Annotated in this window: 15 protein-coding genes; 10 read left to right on the forward strand and 5 right to left on the reverse strand. The window is 65.9% G+C overall.

All coding sequences use genetic code 11. The features are described from left to right. Window positions 1-42 precede the first annotated feature (42 nt). Window positions 43-2,802 (forward strand): valine--tRNA ligase, encoded by a 2,760-nt coding sequence (locus C8J98_RS17150; protein WP_107914400.1) that lies wholly within the window; start codon window positions 43-45, stop codon window positions 2,800-2,802. A gap of 699 nt (window positions 2,803-3,501) precedes the next feature. On the opposite strand, the gene C8J98_RS17155 is transcribed toward C8J98_RS17150, so the two are convergent. Together C8J98_RS17155 and C8J98_RS17160 are read right to left on the reverse strand one after the other, a co-directional pair. Continuing rightward, entirely contained in the window at window positions 3,502-3,924 is a 423-nt protein-coding gene (locus tag C8J98_RS17155) for a DNA polymerase III subunit chi (protein WP_107914401.1), read from the reverse strand. 10 nt (window positions 3,925-3,934) lie between these two features. Next, window positions 3,935-5,425 (reverse strand): leucyl aminopeptidase, encoded by a 1,491-nt coding sequence (locus C8J98_RS17160; RefSeq protein ID WP_107914402.1) that lies wholly within the window; start codon window positions 5,423-5,425, stop codon window positions 3,935-3,937. A gap of 97 nt (window positions 5,426-5,522) precedes the next feature. Between C8J98_RS17160 and lptF the strand changes: the two genes are divergently transcribed. Both lptF and lptG read left to right on the forward strand, forming a co-directional pair. After that, window positions 5,523-6,626, forward strand: coding sequence for an LPS export ABC transporter permease LptF (gene lptF / locus C8J98_RS17165; protein WP_107914403.1), 1,104 nt, complete (start codon window positions 5,523-5,525; stop codon window positions 6,624-6,626). Beyond that, a complete protein-coding gene (gene lptG / locus C8J98_RS17170; RefSeq protein WP_107914404.1) occupies window positions 6,626-7,723 on the forward strand; it encodes an LPS export ABC transporter permease LptG in 1,098 nt (365 codons plus the stop codon). Before lptF ends, lptG begins: the two co-directional genes overlap by 1 nt. Here the strand turns inward: lptG and C8J98_RS17175 are convergent. Next, window positions 7,707-11,228 carry an ATP-binding protein gene (locus C8J98_RS17175; protein WP_158272748.1) on the reverse strand — a complete coding sequence of 1,174 codons (3,522 nt, stop codon included), beginning with the start codon at window positions 11,226-11,228 and terminating at the stop codon, window positions 7,707-7,709. The two genes, lptG and C8J98_RS17175, sit on opposite strands and share 17 nt — an antisense overlap. Before the next feature lie 115 nt (window positions 11,229-11,343). On the opposite strand from C8J98_RS17175, the gene C8J98_RS17180 reads away from it, so the two are divergent. The 5 genes from C8J98_RS17180 to C8J98_RS17200 all read left to right on the forward strand — a co-directional run bounded on the left by C8J98_RS17180 (window position 11,344) and on the right by C8J98_RS17200 (window position 16,006). After that, entirely contained in the window at window positions 11,344-12,798 is a 1,455-nt protein-coding gene (locus tag C8J98_RS17180; protein ID WP_107914481.1) for a GTPase, read from the forward strand. A 104-nt stretch (window positions 12,799-12,902) separates the two neighbouring features. After that, complete coding sequence (locus C8J98_RS17185; RefSeq protein ID WP_107914406.1) at window positions 12,903-13,529, forward strand: YceI family protein; 627 nt, start codon at window positions 12,903-12,905, stop codon at window positions 13,527-13,529. After that, window positions 13,513-14,097, forward strand: a complete 585-nt coding sequence (locus C8J98_RS17190) for a cytochrome b (protein WP_107914407.1) — start codon at window positions 13,513-13,515, stop codon at window positions 14,095-14,097. The genes C8J98_RS17185 and C8J98_RS17190 overlap by 17 nt, the downstream gene beginning before the upstream one ends. Beyond that, a complete protein-coding gene (locus C8J98_RS17195; protein WP_107914408.1) occupies window positions 14,094-14,654 on the forward strand; it encodes a YceI family protein in 561 nt (186 codons plus the stop codon). The genes C8J98_RS17190 and C8J98_RS17195 overlap by 4 nt, the downstream gene beginning before the upstream one ends. Window positions 14,655-14,662: 8 nt before the next feature. Further along, window positions 14,663-16,006 (forward strand): GTP-binding protein, encoded by a 1,344-nt coding sequence (locus tag C8J98_RS17200; RefSeq protein ID WP_233260268.1) that lies wholly within the window; start codon window positions 14,663-14,665, stop codon window positions 16,004-16,006. A 129-nt stretch (window positions 16,007-16,135) separates the two neighbouring features. Here the strand turns inward: C8J98_RS17200 and C8J98_RS17205 are convergent, their stop codons facing one another. Next, window positions 16,136-16,372 carry a glutaredoxin family protein gene (locus C8J98_RS17205; protein ID WP_107914409.1) on the reverse strand — a complete coding sequence of 79 codons (237 nt, stop codon included), beginning with the start codon at window positions 16,370-16,372 and terminating at the stop codon, window positions 16,136-16,138. 73 nt (window positions 16,373-16,445) lie between these two features. Here C8J98_RS17205 and C8J98_RS17210 point away from each other — a divergent pair, with 73 nt between their 5' ends. Beyond that, window positions 16,446-17,828, forward strand: a complete 1,383-nt coding sequence (locus tag C8J98_RS17210; RefSeq protein WP_107914410.1) for an L-serine ammonia-lyase — start codon at window positions 16,446-16,448, stop codon at window positions 17,826-17,828. 112 nt (window positions 17,829-17,940) lie between these two features. Here the strand turns inward: C8J98_RS17210 and C8J98_RS17215 are convergent, their stop codons facing one another. Beyond that, complete coding sequence (locus C8J98_RS17215) at window positions 17,941-18,321, reverse strand: hypothetical protein (RefSeq protein WP_107914411.1); 381 nt, start codon at window positions 18,319-18,321, stop codon at window positions 17,941-17,943. A 159-nt stretch (window positions 18,322-18,480) separates the two neighbouring features. On the opposite strand from C8J98_RS17215, the gene C8J98_RS17220 reads away from it, so the two are divergent. Continuing rightward, window positions 18,481-20,151 (forward strand): APC family permease, encoded by a 1,671-nt coding sequence (locus C8J98_RS17220; protein WP_107914412.1) that lies wholly within the window; start codon window positions 18,481-18,483, stop codon window positions 20,149-20,151. The last annotated feature ends 49 nt before the right edge of the window (window positions 20,152-20,200 follow it).

A 20,200-nucleotide genomic window follows, 5' to 3' on the forward strand; every position in this document is an offset into this window, starting at 1 on the left:
CCTACAATGGCAGTCTTTTCGTCGCGAGCCGAGAACCCACGCATGGATAAGAGTTTCGAGCCCAGCCAGATCGAGTCGAAGTGGTACGCCCAGTGGGAGTCCAACGGCTATTTCAAGCCGTCGGGCAAGGGCACGCCCTACACGATCATGCTGCCGCCGCCCAACGTCACGGGCACGCTGCACATGGGCCATGCGTTCCAGCACACGATCATGGACACCCTGGTCCGGTACCACCGCATGCGTGGCTACGACACCTTGTGGCAGCTGGGCACCGACCACGCGGGCATTGCCACCGAAATGGTCGTCACCCGCCAGCTCAATGCGGAAGGCAAGCAGCGCTCGGACTTCGACCGCGAATCGTTCATCAGCCGCGTATGGGAATGGAAGGCCGAGTCCGGCGATACGATCGGCCGCCAGATGCGCCGCATGGGTGTATCGGGCGACTGGAGCCGCGAAGTCTTCACCATGGATCCGGGCCCGTCGAAGGCCGTGGTCGAAACCTTCGTGCGCCTGCACGAGGAAGGCCTGATCTACCGTGGCCAGAAGCTGGTCAACTGGGACCCGGTATTGAAAACCGCGATCTCCGACCTCGAAGTGGTCAGCGAGGAAGAAGACGGTTCAATGTGGTCGATCCGCTATCCGCTTGCGGACGGTTCGGGCGAACTTGTCGTCGCCACCACCCGCCCGGAAACCATGCTGGGTGACGTCGCCGTCGCCGTGCATCCGGAAGACGAGCGCTACGCGCACCTGATCGGCCGCATGCTCAGCCTGCCGCTGTCCGACCGCCAGATCCCGATCATCGGCGACGACTACGTCGAGAAAGACTTCGGCACCGGCTGCGTGAAAATCACCCCGGCGCACGACTTCAACGACTACGCCATCGGCCTGCGTCACAACCTGCCGATGATCAACATTCTCACCGACGACGCGAAGATCAACGACGCGGCGCCGGAGAAATACCGCGGTCTGGATCGCTACGTCGCGCGCAAGGCCGTGCTTGCCGACCTCGAAGCCGCCGAGCTCCTGGTCGAAACGAAAAAGCACAAGCTGCAGGTGCCGCGCGGCGACCGTACCGGCCAGGTCATCGAGCCATACCTCACCTGGCAGTGGTTCGTGAAGATGGACACGCTCGCCGCTCGCGGCCTGCAGCTGGTCGAACAGGGCGACGTGAAGTTCGTCCCCGAGAACTGGATCAATACTTACCGTCACTGGCTTGCCAACATCCAGGACTGGTGCATCAGCCGCCAGCTGACCTGGGGTCACCAGATTCCCGCCTGGTACACGGCCGACGGCGCCATCGTCGTGGCGCATGACGAGAGCGAGGCGAAGGCGAAGGCCGCGGAGCTCGGTTATACCGGCGCCCTGCGCCGCGACCTCGACGTGCTGGAAACCTGGTTCTCGTCGTCGCTGTGGAGCCATTCCACGCTCGGCTGGCCCGATCCGCAGGCGCAGGCCGAGCGCGGTTTCGACCGCTACCTGCCGACCAACGTGCTGGTCACCGGCTTCGACATCATCTTCTTCTGGGTCGCCCGGATGATCATGATGACCGACCACTTCACCGGCGAAGTGCCGTTCAAGGACGTCTATGTCACGGGCCTGATCCGCGACAAGGACGGCCAGAAGATGTCCAAGTCCAAGGGCAACGTGCTCGACCCGCTCGACCTCATCGACGGCATCACGCTGGACGATCTGGTGGCCAAGCGCACGAGCAGCCTGATGCAGCCGAAGATGGCCGAGAAGATCGAGAAGGCCACACGCAAGGAATTCGCCGAAGGCATCCCCGCGTTCGGTGCCGATGCGCTGCGCTTCACCTTCGCCTCGCTTGCTACGCATGGTCGCGACATCAAGTTCGATCTCGAGCGCGCGGCTGGCTACAAGGCTTTCGTCAACAAGCTGTGGAACGCCTCGCGTTTCGTGCTGATGAACCTCGGTGAAGACGCGAAGGTCACGCCGACGAAGCCGACGACGGAAGCCGAGCGCTGGATCCTCACCCGCCTGCACGACACGCTGGCGACAGTGAAGGAACAGCTTGCGGGCTATCGCTTCGATCTCGCTGCCCAGGCGCTGTACGAGTTCACCTGGAATGAGTTCTGCGACTGGTTCCTCGAGCTTTCCAAGCCGGCGCTGAGCGGTAACGACGACGACGCCGTGGCCTCGACGCGCTACACCCTCGTCCACGTGCTGGAGACGCTGCTGCGCGCGTTGCATCCGATCATTCCCTTCGTCACCGAAGAGATCTGGCAGAACGTGCGGCCGGTGCTCGGTATCGAGGGCGAGACGATCATGCTGCGTCCCTACCCCGAAGCCACGGACGTCGAAGCCGATGCCACGGCGACGGCCGAGATCGAATGGGTCAAGGATGTGCTCACGGGTGTGCGCCGCATCCGTGCCGAGATGAATATCTCGCCGGGCAAGGTCATTCCGCTGCTGTTCGCCGACGGCGATGCCGCCGATCGTGGACGCGCGGGGAAGTTCGCCGCGCAGATCGCCTTCCTCGGCCGTGTGGAAACGCCGGTCTGGGTCGACGGTGACGAGCCCGCCGCTGCGGTCGGCGTGGTCGGCGGCATGCGCGTGCTGATCCCGCTGGAAGGCCTGATCGACGTGGGCGCGGAGAAGACCCGCCTGGCCAAGGAGATCGCCCGCATCGAAGGCGAAGTCCGCAAGTGCGAAGCCAAACTCGGCAATGCGAACTTCGTCGCCAACGCACCTGCCGAGGTCGTCGAACAAGAGCGCCAGCGCATCGCCGACTGGACCCACCAGGCGCAGGCCATGCGCGAACAGGTCGTGAAGCTCGGCGGCTGACTACGACGGGTTCGGTCCACCGTAGAGGGTGAGGCGCTGAGCCTTCGGTGCCCACCCTCGCTGCTCAGACAGTCCTCCGCGCTTCGTACCGGAAAGGCCGCTGCGCGGCCCGTGTATCTATCTGGCCTACGGCCGCTCCACTTGTGCGGAACTCGCCTCGAGGGTGGGCACCGAAGGCTCTCCCGAGCCCTGAGGTTCGCGTGGGTCGAGCCAAAGCCGCGCGACAGCATCGTCCGCAGGCACGGCGGCACAGGAGCGAGGAAGGTGTTCGGCGACCGGGTACCAGCAGCCGCTTCCGCTTCGCCCCGGTGTTCCGGAAGCGGCCGGGGCCGACGACGGCACCACGCCACGGCTCTCCTCCCACTCAACCGTATCGTTGTGAGAGACCTTGGCGTCCACCCTCGAGGCGAGTTCCGCACAAGTGAGCGGCCGTAGGCCACATAAGACATGGGCCGCGAAGCGGCCTTCCGCACCGAACGCGGAGGACTGTCTGAGCAGCGAGGGTGGACACCAAGGTCTCCCCCGCGAGACGCCCAAGTGTAGAGAGCCACGACGAAGCCGAGCCGCCCCGCGAGGCCGGAAGCGAGCCATGCGCGAGGCGCGAGGTGCGAAAGAATGCCCGGCCTGAAAGCCGGGCACCCGGGCCCCGGTAATGCGTGGAGACCCAAAAAAAATCCCGCCAACTGGCGGGATTCTTTCTTACATATCGTGCTTGTTCACTTCAAAGCCGGCTTTCTTGTAGTCCGTCCACCGGCTACGCGACCCCTCGCGTTCCGCGGGGTCCGCCGCGACCACCTCGAGCACGCGATCGAAACGTCCCGGCGCGCAGACCTCGCGCAGGTTGATCACCATAGGCCGGTCTGCCACCTCGACGCCCGGCGGCACGATCAGCACCGCCGTGTTCGCGTCATCGTCGTCACCGGCGAGCTGGTGCGGGATGAAACTGTCTTCATCGAACGACCACAGGTACTCGTCGATCGCCTCGGCCTGCTCGAAATCGCGGGTGAGGATCAGGGTTGGCTGCTGCACACCGAAGGCACGCTTGGCCAGTTCGCAGACCAGCAGCAGCGGATCCTCGCGAAACCGCGGTTTGTCGATCAGGTAGAAGTCGGCGCGCGGCATACGGTCGAGATCAGCCGGCGGCGACGCGGTCGAGCAGCCACTGCGTCAGCAGCGGTACCGGACGACCCGTGGCCATGCCCTTGCGACCTTCGTCCCACGCCGTACCGGCGATGTCGAGGTGCGCCCAGCGGCGGCCTTCAGTGAAGCGTGCCAGGAAGCAACCCGCGGTGATGGCGCCGGCGTACTTGCCGCCGATGTTCGCCACGTCGGCGAAGCCCGATTCGAGCTGGCTCTGGTAGTCGTCCCAGAGCGGCAGGCGCCAGGCGCGATCCAGCGTGGACTCGCCGGCGGCGAGGAGTTCGGCCGAGAGCGATTCGTCCTTGGTCATGAGGCCACTGGCGTGCTTGCCCAGCGCCACCACGCAGGCACCGGTGAGGGTGGCGGCGTCGATCATGGTGTGCGGATCGAAGCGCTTGCCGGTGTAGGTCAATGCATCGCAGAGGATCAGGCGGCCCTCGGCGTCGGTGTTGAGCACCTCGATGGTGATGCCCGACAGGCTGGTCAGGACATCGCCGGGGCGATAGCTGTCGCCGTCCGGCATGTTTTCCACAGCCGGGACGACGCAGACGAGGTTGACCGCCAGCTTCAGCTTCACCGCAGCGACGAAGGCGCCGAGTACGCCGGCCGCGCCGCACATGTCGAACTTCATCTCCTCCATGCCCGGACCGGGCTTGAGGCTGACGCCGCCGGTGTCGAAGGTGATGCCCTTGCCGACGAAGGCGTAAGGACGCTCGCCGTCCTTGCCCCCGTTCCACTGCAGGATGACCAGGCGCGGCGCGTTGGCCGAGCCACGGGCCACCGCCAGCAACGAACCGAAGCCTTCACGCTCCATGTCGGCGCGGTCGAGGGCCTCGAAGGTCACGCCCTCGTTGGCATCGGCGAAGGCCTTGGCCTGGTCGGCGATGTAGTCGGGATTGCAGATGTTGGGCGGCAGGTTGCCGAGCTCCTTCGCATAGCGGACGCCCTCGGCGATCGCGCGGGCTTCGGCCAGGCCGGTTTCGCCGTCGGCCGGGCCGATGAAGGTCATCGTGGCGAGCTCCGGCTGCGCCTTGTCGCGCGGCTTCACAGTGGCGGTGTAGCGGTAGGCGGCGTGGTCGGTCGCCAGAGCGGCAACGCGCAGGCGCCAGGCGGCATCGCGGCCCGGAACCTCGACCTCGGGCAGCCAGTTGACGGCCTCCGTGACGGGCAGCCGGCCCACGGCGCGGGCGGCCTCCAGGATCACCCGCTGGTAACGGGCGGCGTCGAAGGTTTTCTGCGCGCCAAGGCCCACGACCAGCACGCGGGCAGCGGCGACGCCGGCCGGGTGCAGCAGGGTGACGAGGTTGCCGACCTTGCCGGTGATGTCACCCGCCTCGACGAGACGCTTGATCGCCCCGCTGGCAGCGGTGTCGATCCGCGCGGCGGCGCTGGTCAGGACACCGTTCTCATAGACGCCAACCACGGCGACCGGGGTCGCGGTGGATTCGGGAGCGTTGGAACCGAGGCTGAACTGAACCGTCATAGCTAACTGTCCTGCAAAAGCCCGCCGGGGCCCGGACAGGCTAGACTTGTGGTTTGCCGGCCAGGACTGACGCGGCACGAACCGCCAATTCTACCAAATGCTCAGCATCCTCGACCGTTACTTCCTGCGCGAACTTGCCTACGGTGTCATTGCGACCGCCGTGGTTCTGCTCGTCATCTTCGCCGGTGGCGCGTTCGCGACGGTCCTGCAGAAGGTGGCCAACGGCAGTATCCAGCCGAGCGTCATGTTCGAGGTACTCGGCCTGCAGATGGTCGACCTGCTCTCCACCCTGCTGCCCATGTCGGTCTTCCTGGGCACGCTCACGGCCCTGGGCCGGATGTACCGCGAGAGCGAAATGCACGTACTGGCCTCCTCGGGCATGGGGCCGCGCGGCCTGCTGCGGCCCGTGACCCTGCTTGCCGTCATCGCCACGATCGTGGTCGGCCTGGTCTCCCTCTGGCTCGGGCCGCTTTCGGCCCGCAGCGCCGACACGATCATCGCCGCCGCGAACAAGTCGGTGATCGCCGCCGGCCTAGACGCCGGCCGCTTCACCGAACTGCCGGGCAAGGGCGGCATCATCTTCGTCGACACCCTCAGCCGTGACGGCACCGTGCTGGGCAAGACCTTCATCGCCACCGACCGCGTGGACAGCGACAATCGGCCGCAGGTGCGAGTGGTCAATGCCAAGAGCGGCCACATGTACCAGGAGAGCGACGGCGTGAACCGCTTTCTCGCCCTCTTCGACGGCTGGCAGTTCGAAATCCCGCTGGGCACGGACAACTGGCGGCGTATGAAGTACGAGCGCAACGACGTCTCGCTGTCGAACATCTCCGACGACGACGACGACACCGACCCGGCCCACGAATCGACCACCAGCGACCTGTTCAGGAAGCCCACGGCCGACGGCCTGGGCGAGCTGGTCTCGCGCTTCGCCGCCCCGGTCAGCACCCTGGTGCTGATGATGATGGTGCTGCCGATGTCCCGGCAGGCGCCACGCGACGCACGTTACGGCCGCCTGCTGATCGCGGTGCTGGCCTACTTCCTGTATGTGATCTGGCAGCTGATCGCACGCACCCAGATCATCAAGGGGCACCTGCACACCTCCGTACCGATCTGGGTTCTCCATGTGATCGTGTTCGGCGTGGCGGCGTGGTTCTTCTGGCGCCAGAACGCGCCGCGGCAAGTGAAGGTAACCGCGTAATGGCTTCGCTGACCATCAAGCGGGCGGACCGCCTCATCGGCATGACCGTGCTCGGCACCCTGCTCCTGGTCTGGCTGGTACTGACCGGCTTCGATGCCCTGACCCAGTTCGTGCGCCAGCTCGGCAACATCGGCAAGAACGGCTTCACGCTCTACGACGCCATCGCCTACATCATGCTGACGGTGCCGCGGCGCCTCTACCAGATGTTCAGCAACGCCGCCCTCATCGGCGGTCTGCTCGGCCTCGGTAGTCTCGCCGCCACCGGCGAACTCACCGCCCTTCGCGCGGCGGGCATGTCGAAGCTGCGCATTGCGGCCTCGGCCGCCGGCGTCATCGCCGTTCTCACCGTCGGCGTCGTCGTGATGGGCGAAACCGCCGGCCCCTACGGCGATCAGCACGCGCAGGCGATCCAGGTGCGCATGCGCTCGAGCAATCTCGGCGCCACGAGCAGCGGCCTGTGGGCCCGCGACGGCGGCAAGATCATCAATGCCAAGTCAGCCATCGCGTTGCAGGACGGCGACCGCACCACGGTAAAACTGGTAGATGTGCGGGTGTACACCTTCACCGCCGACGGCCAGGTGCAGGAGTTCTCGCACGGCGACAGCGCCATTCACGACGGCAACCGCTGGATCATGACCAACGTCCGCAACACGACGCTGGACGACAAGGGTACGCACGCCACGCAGCAGGCCACGCAGACCTGGGCCTCGCATCTCAATCCCCATGTGCTCGAGCAGTCGGTGATCCATCCGGAGTACCTGTCGATGGCCGACCTGCGCCGCAACATGCGCTACCTGGAGGCCAACGGTCAGAATCCCGGGGCTTATGCGGTGGCCTTCTGGGGTCGCGCGTTATTCGCGGTAAACACCCTGATCCTGGTGCTTTGCGCGATGCCGTTCGCCTTCGGCTCACTGCGATCGGGCGGCTTCGGAAAACGCCTGTTCCTCGGCGTGATCATGGCCATCGGCTGGTACTTCCTGCAGGGCGCCATGGTCAACTTCGGCACGGTGTACGGCTTGCCACCCTTGTTAGCGAACCTGTTGCCGACAAGCCTGCTGGTCATCGGTGCGCTCACTTACTTCAGGCGATTCGGCTAGCTCCTTCCGGCACCGGCGTCGACACCGCGTCGAGCACCTCATCCAGCTCGTCGCCGGTCATCGGTTTGCGCAGTAGTGCATTCATGCCAACGTCGCGGATCGCCCGCATTTCGTCACCCGCCGAGCGTGCCGTCACCGCCACGATGGGAAGGCTTGCAAGCTTGTTCATGCGACGCACCATGCGCGCAACCTGGAAACCATCGACCAGTGGGAGGTCGAGATCCAGCAGGAGCACGTCGTAGACATTCCTCGACACTTCAGCCATCGCCGCCAGACCGTCGCCTACCACGGTGACCTGATGGCCACGCTGGCCAAGCAGGCCCGCCATGACATCGGCGATCACAGCATCGTCCTCGACCAGAAGCAACCGGCGACCCGGGTTTGTCCGCCGCGTCGATCGCGATACCGCACACGTACGGCCCTTGCATGCACAGGTTCGAAGCGGGAGCCTCACGATGAAGGAGGTGCCCAGGCCAGGTCGGCTTTCAACGGCGATGTGCCCGCCCATGAGCGTGCAGAGTTCGTGGCAGATCGCCAGCCCGAGTCCCGATCCCTGCGCCCGCTGCGGCGAACCGCCCTGCTCGAAACGCGAGAAAAGACGGCCACGCAGCTCATCTGAAATGCCCGGCCCCGTATCGGTCACCGTCATTGACAGTGTCTCGTTATCGCGGCGAAGGTGCAGACCCACCGAGCCGGTGTCGGTGAACTTCACCGCGTTGTTGACGAGGTTCTGCAGGATCTGGCGCAGGCGGATCGTATCGCCACGAATCGCGACCGGCACATCGGCGTCCACCCGTACCGAAAGGGCCAGGCCTTTTTCTCTTGCGTTGCCCGCCGTCAGTGCGATCACCTCATCCGCCAGCGCATGCAGTGGGACGCATTCGACTTCGAGCAGCAAACGGCGCGATTCGATCCGGGTGATGTCGAGCGCGTCGTTGACCAATCGCAGCAGCGTCTTGCCCGAGTGACGCACGGCGTCGACGTAACCGCGCTGCGTCTCATCCAGCGGCGTCTGCGCCATGAGTTCGGCCATGCCGAGTACGCCGGTCATGGGCGTGCGGATCTCGTGCCCCAGCGTGGCCATGAACTCGGTTTTCGCGGCATTGGCTTCTTCGGCAAGCCGCTGTTGCTGTTCGGCGAGCCGGAGGCGGAGCGCCTGCCGCACACGGTGACGCGCCGCGACGATGCCGCCGCCCGCAAGCACGAGAGCCAGCGCGACATAGATCAACCACGCCCACCAGCGTAGCCACGGCGGTGCGTCCACGATGATCGTCAGTGCCACCGGTGCACCATCGACCTCGTTGCGCTGCGCACCGTAGATCGCCAGGTGATGCGTGCCGGGACTGAGCTGACCGAACGTGCGCTCACCCTGTTTTCCGGTTCGTAGCGCCGCGACCACACCGTCATGATCGAGCGCGAAATCGATGTGGTTGCGTTCTGGATTCACGTAGGACAGGGCGCGCGAACGTACCGTCAGGTCACGGTCGTTCCAATCCAGGTGGAGCGTGTCGTCGACGATGGGCAAGGATCGACGCGTGCCTTCTCGCGACGCAGTGGCGCCAAGTACGACGATGACAGGCCGGCGCGCGTGATCGCGCTGGTGGTCGGGGCGGAAGCCGACCAGTCCGCCAAGCGTGGCGCCGTACATGGTGCCGTCGGCGAGCAGTACCGTGGTCGCGTTGGTGAATTCGCCATTGGCCAGGCCGTCGGCGAGGCCGAAGGGTCGGAAGCTCCCTGGTGCGGGATCGAAGCGCCAGACACCGGTCTGCCCGTAAAGCCACAGGCGTCCCATGAGGTCCTTGCGCACGTTGAGGATGTCCGCCGACGGAAATCCCTGTGCGCCGCCGAGGCTGCGTTGCAGCCGTGCCCGGTTGCCGTCCCACACGTAATGCTCCAGCGCCGCGGGGCGGACGATCCAGAAGCCGCCGCCGTCGGGCTCGAACGCACTGACGCGACCCGGCGCCACGCCTTCGACGTAGCGCATCTGCCCCACGCTGCGGTCGAAGCGGGCCAGGCCCGCAACGCTGGCCTGCCAGAGCTCACCGTCAACCATCTCGATCTGCCGCGTATCGGCCGCGCCACGTCGGGATTCCACGAACGGCACGGCACTCGCGCTGGTAAGGGCGCCGTCCAGGGCGAAGAGACCGCGGCCGACCGCTGCGACGTAGAGTGTGCCGTCGGACGCGGCGGCCATCGAGGTGACGGCGCGATCGATGGTGCTGCGGAACAGCGGCTGCGCGCCACGGTCCGAAGCGATCGACAAGCCATCCACCCCGCCGGCGAGGAGACGCCCATCCGCCGTTTCGAGCAGGCTCTGCACCCGCGCCGCGCCCAGGTCGAATCCTCCCGACGCACGTCCGGTCGACGGATCGAAGCGTCGGACCCAACCACGGAAACCACCCACCCATAGTTCCCGGTCGCCGTGTGCCGCGACCGCTGTCACCGCGCGGCCGGGAAAACTCCACGGATCGGTCGCCACGTGGGCAAAGCGTGTGAAGTCCTCCCAGCCCGGTCCGAGATACGCCAGGCCGCCGTCACTGAGGGCAAACCAGAGCCCGTGCTCGCGATCCTCGATCATGTCGCTGACGGTGCGGCCGGGCAGCCCTCCGGGAGCAGTCCACGAATCGGCGACGGTGTGCGGTCGGCCATGGCGGTCGATGATGGACAGGCCGTCGAGAGTGGCGATCCAGACGGTGCCGTGGCTGTCGACCAACGAGCCGCGAACATGCTGCGCCGCCACGCGTTTGTCCGGATGGATGCGACCGTCGTTGGCAAGGCGGTAGAGCCCGGCGTCGGTTGCGAAGTGCAGCTCGCCGCTGCTGCCATCAATCCGCATGACCCGCGGCTTGCCACCGTCGGAAAACGGGACAGCCTCCGGCTGGCCGTCGCGGTCGATCACGTCCACGCCGGCCTCCCCGGCCACCCATACGCGACCATCGTCCGCGGCGTATAACGCGCGGATGGTGGACGACGACAATCCGTCGGGGCTGCTCGCCAGGTGCTCGAATCCGCTACCGTCCGGGCGCATGCGGTCGAGCCCCTTTGACGTGCCCACCCAGATCGATCCGTCGCGCGACTGCGTGACCGCGCGCACATCGTCGTCCGACAGGCCGTCGCGCCATTGCACGAAGCCGCCGGTCACGGGGTCGTAGCGCGCCAGGCCGATGTCGGGGCCACCGATCCATACGCGATCGTCGTGGTCGATGTAGAGCGCCGACAGCGGGCCGGCAGGCATCGCGTGGTTTCGCTCCGCACCGATGCCGGGCACGATGAACTCGACACCGTCGAAACGGGCCAGGCCCATCGCGGTCGCCACCCAGATGAAGCCGCGGGCGTCCTGCGCCACCGCCTTGACCTTGCTGCTGGGCAGGCCTTCGTGCAGCCCGAAGCCGCGAAATTGAGGGGTGGGAACCGGCGGCATGGGCGTGGTGGCCATGACGGGGGTGACAACGGTCAGGAAGACCGCGGCCACGAGAATCCATCTCGCGAAGAGCGTGTGGTGCATACGCTGTATTCCTTGTTCGATCCCGATCATGCCATAGCGTCGCCAAAGCCGAACAGGCGCGACTGCCTACGGACGGTAAGCATTCGCCCGCGCTCTTGCCTCTAGAATGGCTGGCATGTCACGCCGACTTCGTCTCCTGATCGCGGCCATCGGCATTGCCGCCCTCGCCTGGCTGCTCTTTGCCGCGCTGGAGCGTGCGCTGTCGCTGGCGCAGCGTTTCATGAGCCTGCCGGAAGGTGTGCGCTGGCTGATCGGCGGCCTGCTTGCGGTCATCGTCGCGCTCGGCGCGGCCGCGGCGGTGTGGCTCCTGCGTCCGCGCAAACCGCGTGCGCCGATCGTCGCCCCCGATCGCGCCTCGCTCGAATCGCGCATCGCCGCACTGCGCGAATCGGACGCCGACGTTGAGGAACTTCGTAGTGAACTCGGCGAACTCGACCACCGCCGGGCGTCGGGCTCCATCTATCTGGCCGTCTTCGGTGAGATCTCCACCGGCAAATCCAAATTGATCGCTGCGCTGGTCCCCGGCTCGACGCCGATGAGCGATGTACGTGGCGGTACCACACGGGAGGTTGCCCACTACGAAGGCGATGCCCCGTCAGGTGAGCACTGGACCGTGGCGGACGTGCCGGGCTCGGCCGAGGCCGATGGCGACGAACGCGAGCGCATGGCACGGGACGAGGCGCTGCGTGCGCACGCCGTGCTCTACGTCTGCGCTGGCGACATCACCCGGACCCAGGCTGGGGAGCTCCGCTGGCTGGGCGATTTTGGCAAGCCGTTGCTACTGGTCGTGAACAAGGCGGACCAATGGACGGAGTCGGAACGTGAACAGCTGATCGCACGCCTGCGCGAACGCAGCGAAGGCATCCCCGATGCGATCATCGCGGTCAGTGCGGGCGGTGAGGAAAGTTTCACCCGCCATCTCGCCGACGGCTCCAGCGAAGACGTGCGCCGAACCCGCCGTGCCGACCTGGGCGCGCTGCCTGATGCCCTGCGCCGGATACTGGCGCCCGGCGCGGCGGCGCTCGAGGGCCAGCGCGAAAATGCGGTACTCGCAGGTTTGCACGAACGCACCAGCGAAAAGGAAGCCACCTGGCGCGCCGTGGAGGCTGAACGCATCGTGCGCCGGTATGCGCGACGCGCCATCGTCGGCGCAATGGCTGCCGTGGCACCGGGGACGGACCTGGTCATCCAGGGCGCGCTCGCCGCTGGTCTCGTCCGCGCGCTGGCGGCGCTGTACGGCGTTCGCGTGACGGACGTGGAAATCGAAAGCCTGTTGCGCCAGGCGCGACTGACCTTGCGGACCGGCACCTCGGTGGTCCTTGCCGTCGCCGGCAATGCGCTGAAGGCCTTTCCCGGCCTGGGCACCCTGGGCGGTGGCGTATTGCACGCCTTCGCCTACGCGCTGATTTTCGACAGCCTAGGGCGTGCCCTCGCCGCAAGCCTTGCGGAGCGTCAGAGCCTGGATCAGGCGGATGCCGGCGCGCGGATGCGTGACCTGCTCGGCGACACCGGCGCTTCCCGCCTGCGCCGGCTCGCCGATCTGACCGGGGAGGCGCTACGGGATCGCTGAGTGAACAATGCGTTCCCCGCGAATGGGCTGACAAGGCGTCCGCTGTCGGCCACACTGCTCCTCGTCTGCCGCCCCGCGGCCCCGTCGGAACAGGCCCAGCACGCATGCGTATTGCCAGTTTCTTCCTTATGTTCGGCCTGGCTGTCGCGCCGGTCGCGGCAAGCGCCGAAGCGCTCAGCTATCACATCGATCCCGTACACAGCCAGTTGTTGTTCAACGTCGAACACAATGGCTTTTCACGCTCGTTCGGGCGACTACGCATCACCGACGGGACCATCCGCTTCGACCGCGACGACTGGTCGAAGTCGTCCGTCGACGCTACGATCGATCTCACCTCGGTAGACATGGGTGACAGCGCCTGGGACAAGGTCGTCCGCGGCAGTGACCTGCTCGACGCCGACCGTGCGCAGACAGCGCGCTACGTCAGCGACTCGGTAGAAAAGAAGAACGACGACGAGGGCGTCGTGCACGGCAAACTGACCCTGCGCGGCGTGGCCTTGCCCCTCGACATCCCTTTTCGGGTCAACCGCGTCGGCAAGACCATCTACGGCCTGCACACGGTGGCCGGCTTCTCCGCCCAGGTATCGGTCGATCGCACGGCCTACGGCATGACATCCAATCGCAACTCGATCGGCACTAACGTAGCCGTCTGGCTCGAAATCGAAGCGATTCGTGGCGGCGAAGGCAGCCCTTCCAACGACAAGGAAAAGACCGATGTCCCTGCGCAGTGACCACACCCGCTGGAGCACGGCCGCGAAGACCTTCCACTGGGTGATGGCGCTATTGATCCTCGGCAACGGCGCGTTCGCTTTCTGGATGGATGGTCTCAAGCCGTCGCTGCAGAAGATCAACCTGTTCGCCCTGCACAAGTCGATCGGCCTCACCGTGCTCGCCCTTTTCCTGCTGCGCGTGCTCTGGCGCGCCATCGACCGGCGGCCGCCGGACGTCCCGGCGCCACGCTGGCAGCACCTCGCCGCGAAGACGGTGCATGGATTCCTTTACCTGCTGATCGCCGCCATCCCACTGTCGGGCTGGGCGTTCAATTCCGCTCACGGCTTCCCGCTGCAGTATTTCAAGCAGTTCAATCTTCCGGCACTGGTGGAAAAGAACCCGGAGCTGTCCGATACGCTGGGTACGGTCCACGTCTACCTGTTCTGGTTCCTGCTGCTGGTGCTCGTCGCCCATGTCGGCGGCGCGCTCAAGCATCACTTCATCGATCGCGACGACACGCTCCGCCGCATGCTGCCGTTCGGCCGTGCGAAGCGGATGCCCCCCACACATCCCGGAGACACGCCATGATCCTGACTACCCGCCGCCTGTCCGTTCTTGCTCTCGCGTTCGCTCTTCCGCTGGCTGCCTCCGCAGCGGATTACAAGGTCGGCCCCGGCAGCACGCTCGGTTTCAGCGGCAAGTTCCAGGGCCAGCAGTTCGACGGCAGTTTCGGTAAGTTCGATGCCGCGATCAGCTTCGACGCCGCGAATCTGGCCACGTCGAAATTCGATGTCACGGTAGACGTCTCCACCGCGAAGACTGGCGACGGCGATCGTGACGATGCACTTCCGGGCTCCGATTTCTTCGACACGAAGAAGTTCGCCACCGCACACTACGTCACCACGGGTTTCAGCAAGAACGCGAAGGGCGACGTCATCGCCAACGGCAACCTGACGCTGCACGGCGTGACCAAACCAGTGGCACTCAAGGTCGCGTTCTCGCCGAACGCCGGCGGCGCGCGCCTGTCTGTGACAGGTACGCTTAAGCGTCTCGATTTCGGCGTCGGCAGCGGCGAGTACAAGGACACCTCGACGATTGCCGACGAGGTGCTGGTCAATGGTTCGCTGAACCTGTTGCCGAAGTAAGTCCGACAGTGGCGGGTTTCCGCGAACGCTTTCGCGGTCTCGCCGACCGCTTCCGTCGAGGTGCGCCCGCCGCGCCCACGGTGGATGCGCGCGGCGGCCCCGTGGCGGCGAGCCTGCGCGGGCTGCTGGACGATCCTTCGATCCCGGGCAATGTGCGCGAAGCAATGGCGGCGGATTTTCGCCGCGTCGAAACCATGCTCGATCGCCTCGAGCGCGACGAACTCCACGTGGCCGTGTTCGGCCGCGTTTCGGCCGGCAAGTCAGCGCTGGGCAACGCCCTGCTGGGTCGCGACGCGTTCACTGTAGGCGTGCTCCACGGCACGACCACCGAGGCGGATGCGGCGCGCTTGGACGAGGCCAGCAGCGCCGGCCTCGTGCTCATCGACACGCCAGGTATCAATGAACTCGGCGGTGAAGCACGCGAGAAGCTCGCTTTTGAAGTCGCCGAGGTGAGTGACCTGATCGTGTTCGTCGCCGACGGCGACCTGACGCGTGAGGAACGCGACGCCCTGCGCACGCTGGCAGCGACCCGGCGGCCCCTGCTGCTCGTGCTGAACAAGACCGACCGCTATTCCGACGAGGAACGCGAAGGCCTTCTCGAACAGCTACGCCAGCACAGCGCTGGCCTGGTCCGCCGCGAAGACGTGATCGCCGTGGCGGCGCGGCCTGGCGCGCGCAATGTCATCGAGACGGATGCCCAAGGTCATGAACGACGGACATCCGCAGCCTCGGCCGCCGACGTCACGGCGTTGAAGTCACGATTGCTCGCGATCGCCGAGCGCGAGGGGAAGACCTTGTCGGCGATCAATGCCGGCCTGTTCGCCGGACGCCTCACCGACCAGGTGACCGGGCGGGTCGCAGCCACCCGGCGCAACGTAGCCTCCGGCGTCATCCGTCAGTACTGCATCGCCAAGTCCGTGGCGGTCGCGCTCAATCCCATACCGGTCGCCGACCTGCTGCTGGCAGGCGGACTGGATGCGGCGATGGTCGTGCAGCTGGGCCGCGTGTATGGACTGCCGCTGACACGTAGTGAATCGGGACGTCTGGTCGCGGTCATCACCACCCAGCTCGCCGCCCTGATGGGCGCCGTCTGGGGCGTGCAACTGGTGGCATCAGCCCTGAAGGGTCTCAGCGGTGGCCTCTCCGTCGTCGTCACGGCAGCGGCGCAGGGCGCGCTGGGCTGGTACGCCACGGTCCTGATCGGCCGCGCCGCCGAGCACTACCTCATCACCGGCAAGTCCTGGGGCGAACACGGCGCCAAACGCGCCGTCGCCGACATCGTCGCCAGCCTTGACCGCGATTCCATCCTGCGCGAAGCGCGCGAGGAAATCCTCCGCCGCTTGCGGCAATAGATAAATGTAGGAGCCGATTCATCGGCGAATAAGGGAATGTAGGAGCCGATTCATCGGCGAAAAGCCAACGAAGCGGTGACGCCGGAACGCCCATTCGCCGATGAATCGGCTCCCACAAAAGACCTGCCTTCAGCGGCGATGCGCCTGGACAAACACCCTCACCGCCTCGACATCGAACGGCCAATCCAGTTCCGCACCATCACTGCGCTGAAGCACCGGCACCCGAACGCCGTAGCGGGCTTCGAGCACGTCGTCGTCATCGATCCAGGACGAAGCGAAATCGGGCAGGCGCGCTTCGGCCAGCACGTCCAACGCCAGGTCGCAAAGGTGACAGTCGTCTCGCTGAAACAGGGTGAACTCGGACATGCGCAGGTGTATGGGGTCAGTGGCAGGCAGGCGTAGAATAGCCGGCTACTCCCCGTAGCCAACTCCCCAAGCCATGGCAGTCAGCGTTTTCGACCTCTTCAAGATCGGTATCGGTCCTTCCTCGTCTCATACCGTCGGGCCGATGCGCGCTGGCGCGCGCTTCGCCGAGCACTGGCTGGCCGAAAAAGGCGTGCTCGAGCGCGTGGCCCGCGTGCGCTGCGAGCTGTTCGGCTCGCTGGCCATGACCGGCCGGGGCCATGGCACCGACAAGGCCGTACTGCTCGGTTTCGAGGGCGAATGGCCGGACAAGGTCGACCCGGATGCGATCCCGGCTACGCTGGAGCGCATTCGTTCGAGCAAGCGCATCCGCATCCTCGGTCGTCACGAGATCGACTTCGACGAGAAGGCCGACCTGGTCTTCAACAAGCGTCAGAAGCTCCCGTTCCATACCAATGGCATGCGCTTCTCCGCCTACGACGCAGACGGCACCGAGCTGGCCACGCGCGACTACTACTCGGTCGGCGGCGGTTTCGTGGTCAATCCCGACGAAGCGGCCGAAGACCGTATCGTGGCGGACACCAGCGAGCAGCCCTTCCCCTTCAGCAGCGGCGACCGGATGCTCTCCCTGTGCGAAGAGCACGGCATCACCATCGCGCAACTGATGATGCACAACGAAAGCATCTGGCGCCCGGAGGCGGAAACCCGCGCCGGGCTGCTCACCATCTGGAAGGCCATGCAGGACTGCGTCTCACGTGGGCTGCGTTCGCCGGGCACCCTGCCGGGCGGGCTCAAGGTCCAGCGCCGTGCGCCGTCGATGGTCGCCGAACTGCGTTCGCAGCCGGAAGCCGCGCTGCGCGACCCGCTCACCATCCTTGACTGGGTCAACCTGTACGCCCTGGCCGTGAACGAAGAGAACGCCGCCGGCGGCAGTGTGGTCACTGCGCCAACCAATGGCGCGGCCGGCATCGTCCCCGCCGTGCTGCACTACTACCGGCACTTCTGCCCGAATGCCTCCGAAGACGGCGTAATTGAGTTTCTTCTCACGGCGGGTGCCATCGGCATCCTCTACAAGGAGAACGCCTCGATCTCGGGCGCCGAGGTGGGTTGCCAGGGCGAAGTCGGCGTGGCCTGCTCCATGGCTGCCGGCGGACTCGCCGCCGCGCTGGGTGGCAGCGTGCGCCAGGTCGAGAATGCCGCCGAGATCGGCATGGAACACAACCTTGGCCTCACCTGCGACCCGATCGGCGGCCTGGTGCAGATTCCCTGCATCGAGCGCAACGCCATGGGCGCGGTCAAGGCGATCAACGCCAGCCGCATGGCCCTCAAGAGCGACGGCAAGCACCACGTATCGCTGGACAAGGTCATCGCCACCATGCGCGACACCGGCCGCGACATGAAGGACAAGTACAAGGAAACCTCGCGCGGCGGCTTAGCCGTCAACGTTATCGAGTGCTGATAACCAACGGCTAAGGCGGCTGTTTGTGGGAGCCGCTTCAGCGGCGAAAAGCCAACGAAACGGCTTAGCCGGGAAGGCCATCGCCGGCAAAGCCGGCTCCCACATGGTTTGACTACCGCGTCGGGCACATCCGGGGCAGCCGGTCGACGGTCTCGACACGGACCGGTTCGTCCTCTCCCCACCAGTTGGCGACCGCCGTATAGCAGATACGCAACTTGCCGCGGCGGGTGTCGAAGCGCTGTTTGCTGGTATAGGCAAAGCACGATACCGAGGCCAGATGACCCAGTTCGCGCATCGTGATGGCGCAGCGCCGCACGGATTCCACCGGGTCTTCGCCAGGGTACAGAGTGAAGTAAAAACCCTTGGCGGTACGGTCGTAGGACTCTGAATCGATCAGCCGGCCTTTGTCGTTCCATTGCTCATCGGCTGCGGCAACGCCGCATACCGATATGGCAATGAACAACACGCCGCTGGCGACCACCTTCGAACGCATCCGAACCCCTTCATCCCTACCGCGTCGGCCAGTGTATATCGACGCGAGCCCGGTTGCGCGACGGCGCGCGCTGGCTGACATGCGCGGCCGGGGCTGTCATCATCCCGCCCTTGTGCCGCCATGGGCCGGGTTCCCCCGTCCCGTCCGACCGGAGTCATCATGTCCCACCACGCTATCCGCCGCGATGTCGGCGCTTTCGCCCTGATGCTGACCGGCCTGGGCTCGATCATCGGCTCAGGCTGGCTCTTCGGCGCCTGGCACGCCGCCCAGCTCGCCGGCCCCGGTGCGATCTACGCCTGGCTCATCGGCGCCGTGATCATCCTGTTCATCGCCCTGACCTATGCGGAACTGGGCGCGATGTTCCCCGAGTCCGGCGGCATGGTGCGCTATGGCCACTACTCGCACGGTTCGCTGGTCGGCTTCATCGCCGGCTGGGCCAACTGGATCGCCATCGTCTCGGTGATCCCGGTCGAGGCCGAGGCCTCCGTCCAGTACATGGCTTCCTGGCCCTGGGAATGGGCGCAGTGGACCAAGGGCCTCTATGTGGTGACCGCCGGCCACGGCGAGCTGACGCCACCGGGCCTGGCCATCGCCGCGGTGCTGGTCATGGTTTATTTCTTCCTGAACTTCTGGAGCGTGAAGCTGTTCGCCAAGAGCAATACGGCGATCACCGTGTTCAAGCTCGTCGTTCCGGCCGCCACGGGCATCGCGCTCATCTGCACCAGCTACAACCCGGGCAACTTCCACATCGGCGCCAATGGCGGCACGCACGCCATCGACATTTCGTCGATCCTCACCGCCGTCGCCATCTCCGGCATCGTCTTCAGCTTCAACGGTTTCCAGAGCCCGGTGAATCTTGCCGGCGAAGCCCGCAACCCGGGGCGCAACGTGCCGTTCGCCGTGATCGGCTCGATCCTGCTGGCCACCGTGGTCTACGTGCTGTTGCAGATTGCCTTCATCGGCGCCGTGCCGCCCGACCAGCTCGGCAAGGGCTGGGCAGGCCTGGAATACGCCTCGCCGTTCGCTCAGCTGGCGACTGCGCTGATGATCAACTGGATGGCGATCCTGCTGTACGCGGACGCCTTCGTCAGCCCCAGCGGTACCGGCGCCACGTACACGGCGACCACCGCGCGCATGATCTACGCCATGGAGCGCAACGGCCAGCTGCCAAAGATCTTCGGCCACATCCACCCGCGCTTCGGCATCCCGCGTCCGGCCATGTGGCTGAACCTGGTGGTGAGCTTCCTCTTCCTGTTCTTCTTCCGCGGCTGGGGCACCCTGGCGGCGGTGATCTCGGTGGCGACGATCATTTCCTACCTCACCGGCCCGGTCAGCGTCATGACCCTGCGTCGCACGGCGCCGGAAATGAAACGACCGCTGCGCATCCCCGGCCTGCCGTTGCTTGCCGCCCTCGCCTTCATCTTCGCCACCGAACTGCTGTACTGGGCGAAGTGGCCACTCACTGGCGAGATCATCCTGCTGGTGGTCGTCGCGCTGCCGCTGTACTTCTACTACACCGCCAAGAGCGGCTGGGAAGATTTCCGTCGCCACATGGCCGGCGCATGGTGGCTGGTCGCCTACCTGCCGACCATTGCGCTGGTTTCCTACGCGGGCAGCACCACCTTCGGCGGCCACAACTACATTCCGTACGGCTACGATCTCGGCGTCGTTGCCATTATCGGCATCGTGTTTTACTTGTGGGGTGTTTCCGCCGGCTGGCGCACGCCGATGGTCGAAGCCGCCCGCTTCAACCACGACGAGATGCACGGGGATGACCCGGTGGTTCCGCCCAGTGCGGATGAAGCGGCCAGGGTTACTGGCCACCACTGATAAACGAAACCGCCCTTCGGGGCGGTTTTTTTTGTGTGTGGAACCCGCT

It is taken from the genome of Luteibacter sp. OK325 (genome assembly GCF_003050935.1).
Taxonomy (GTDB): Bacteria; Pseudomonadota; Gammaproteobacteria; order Xanthomonadales; family Rhodanobacteraceae; genus Luteibacter.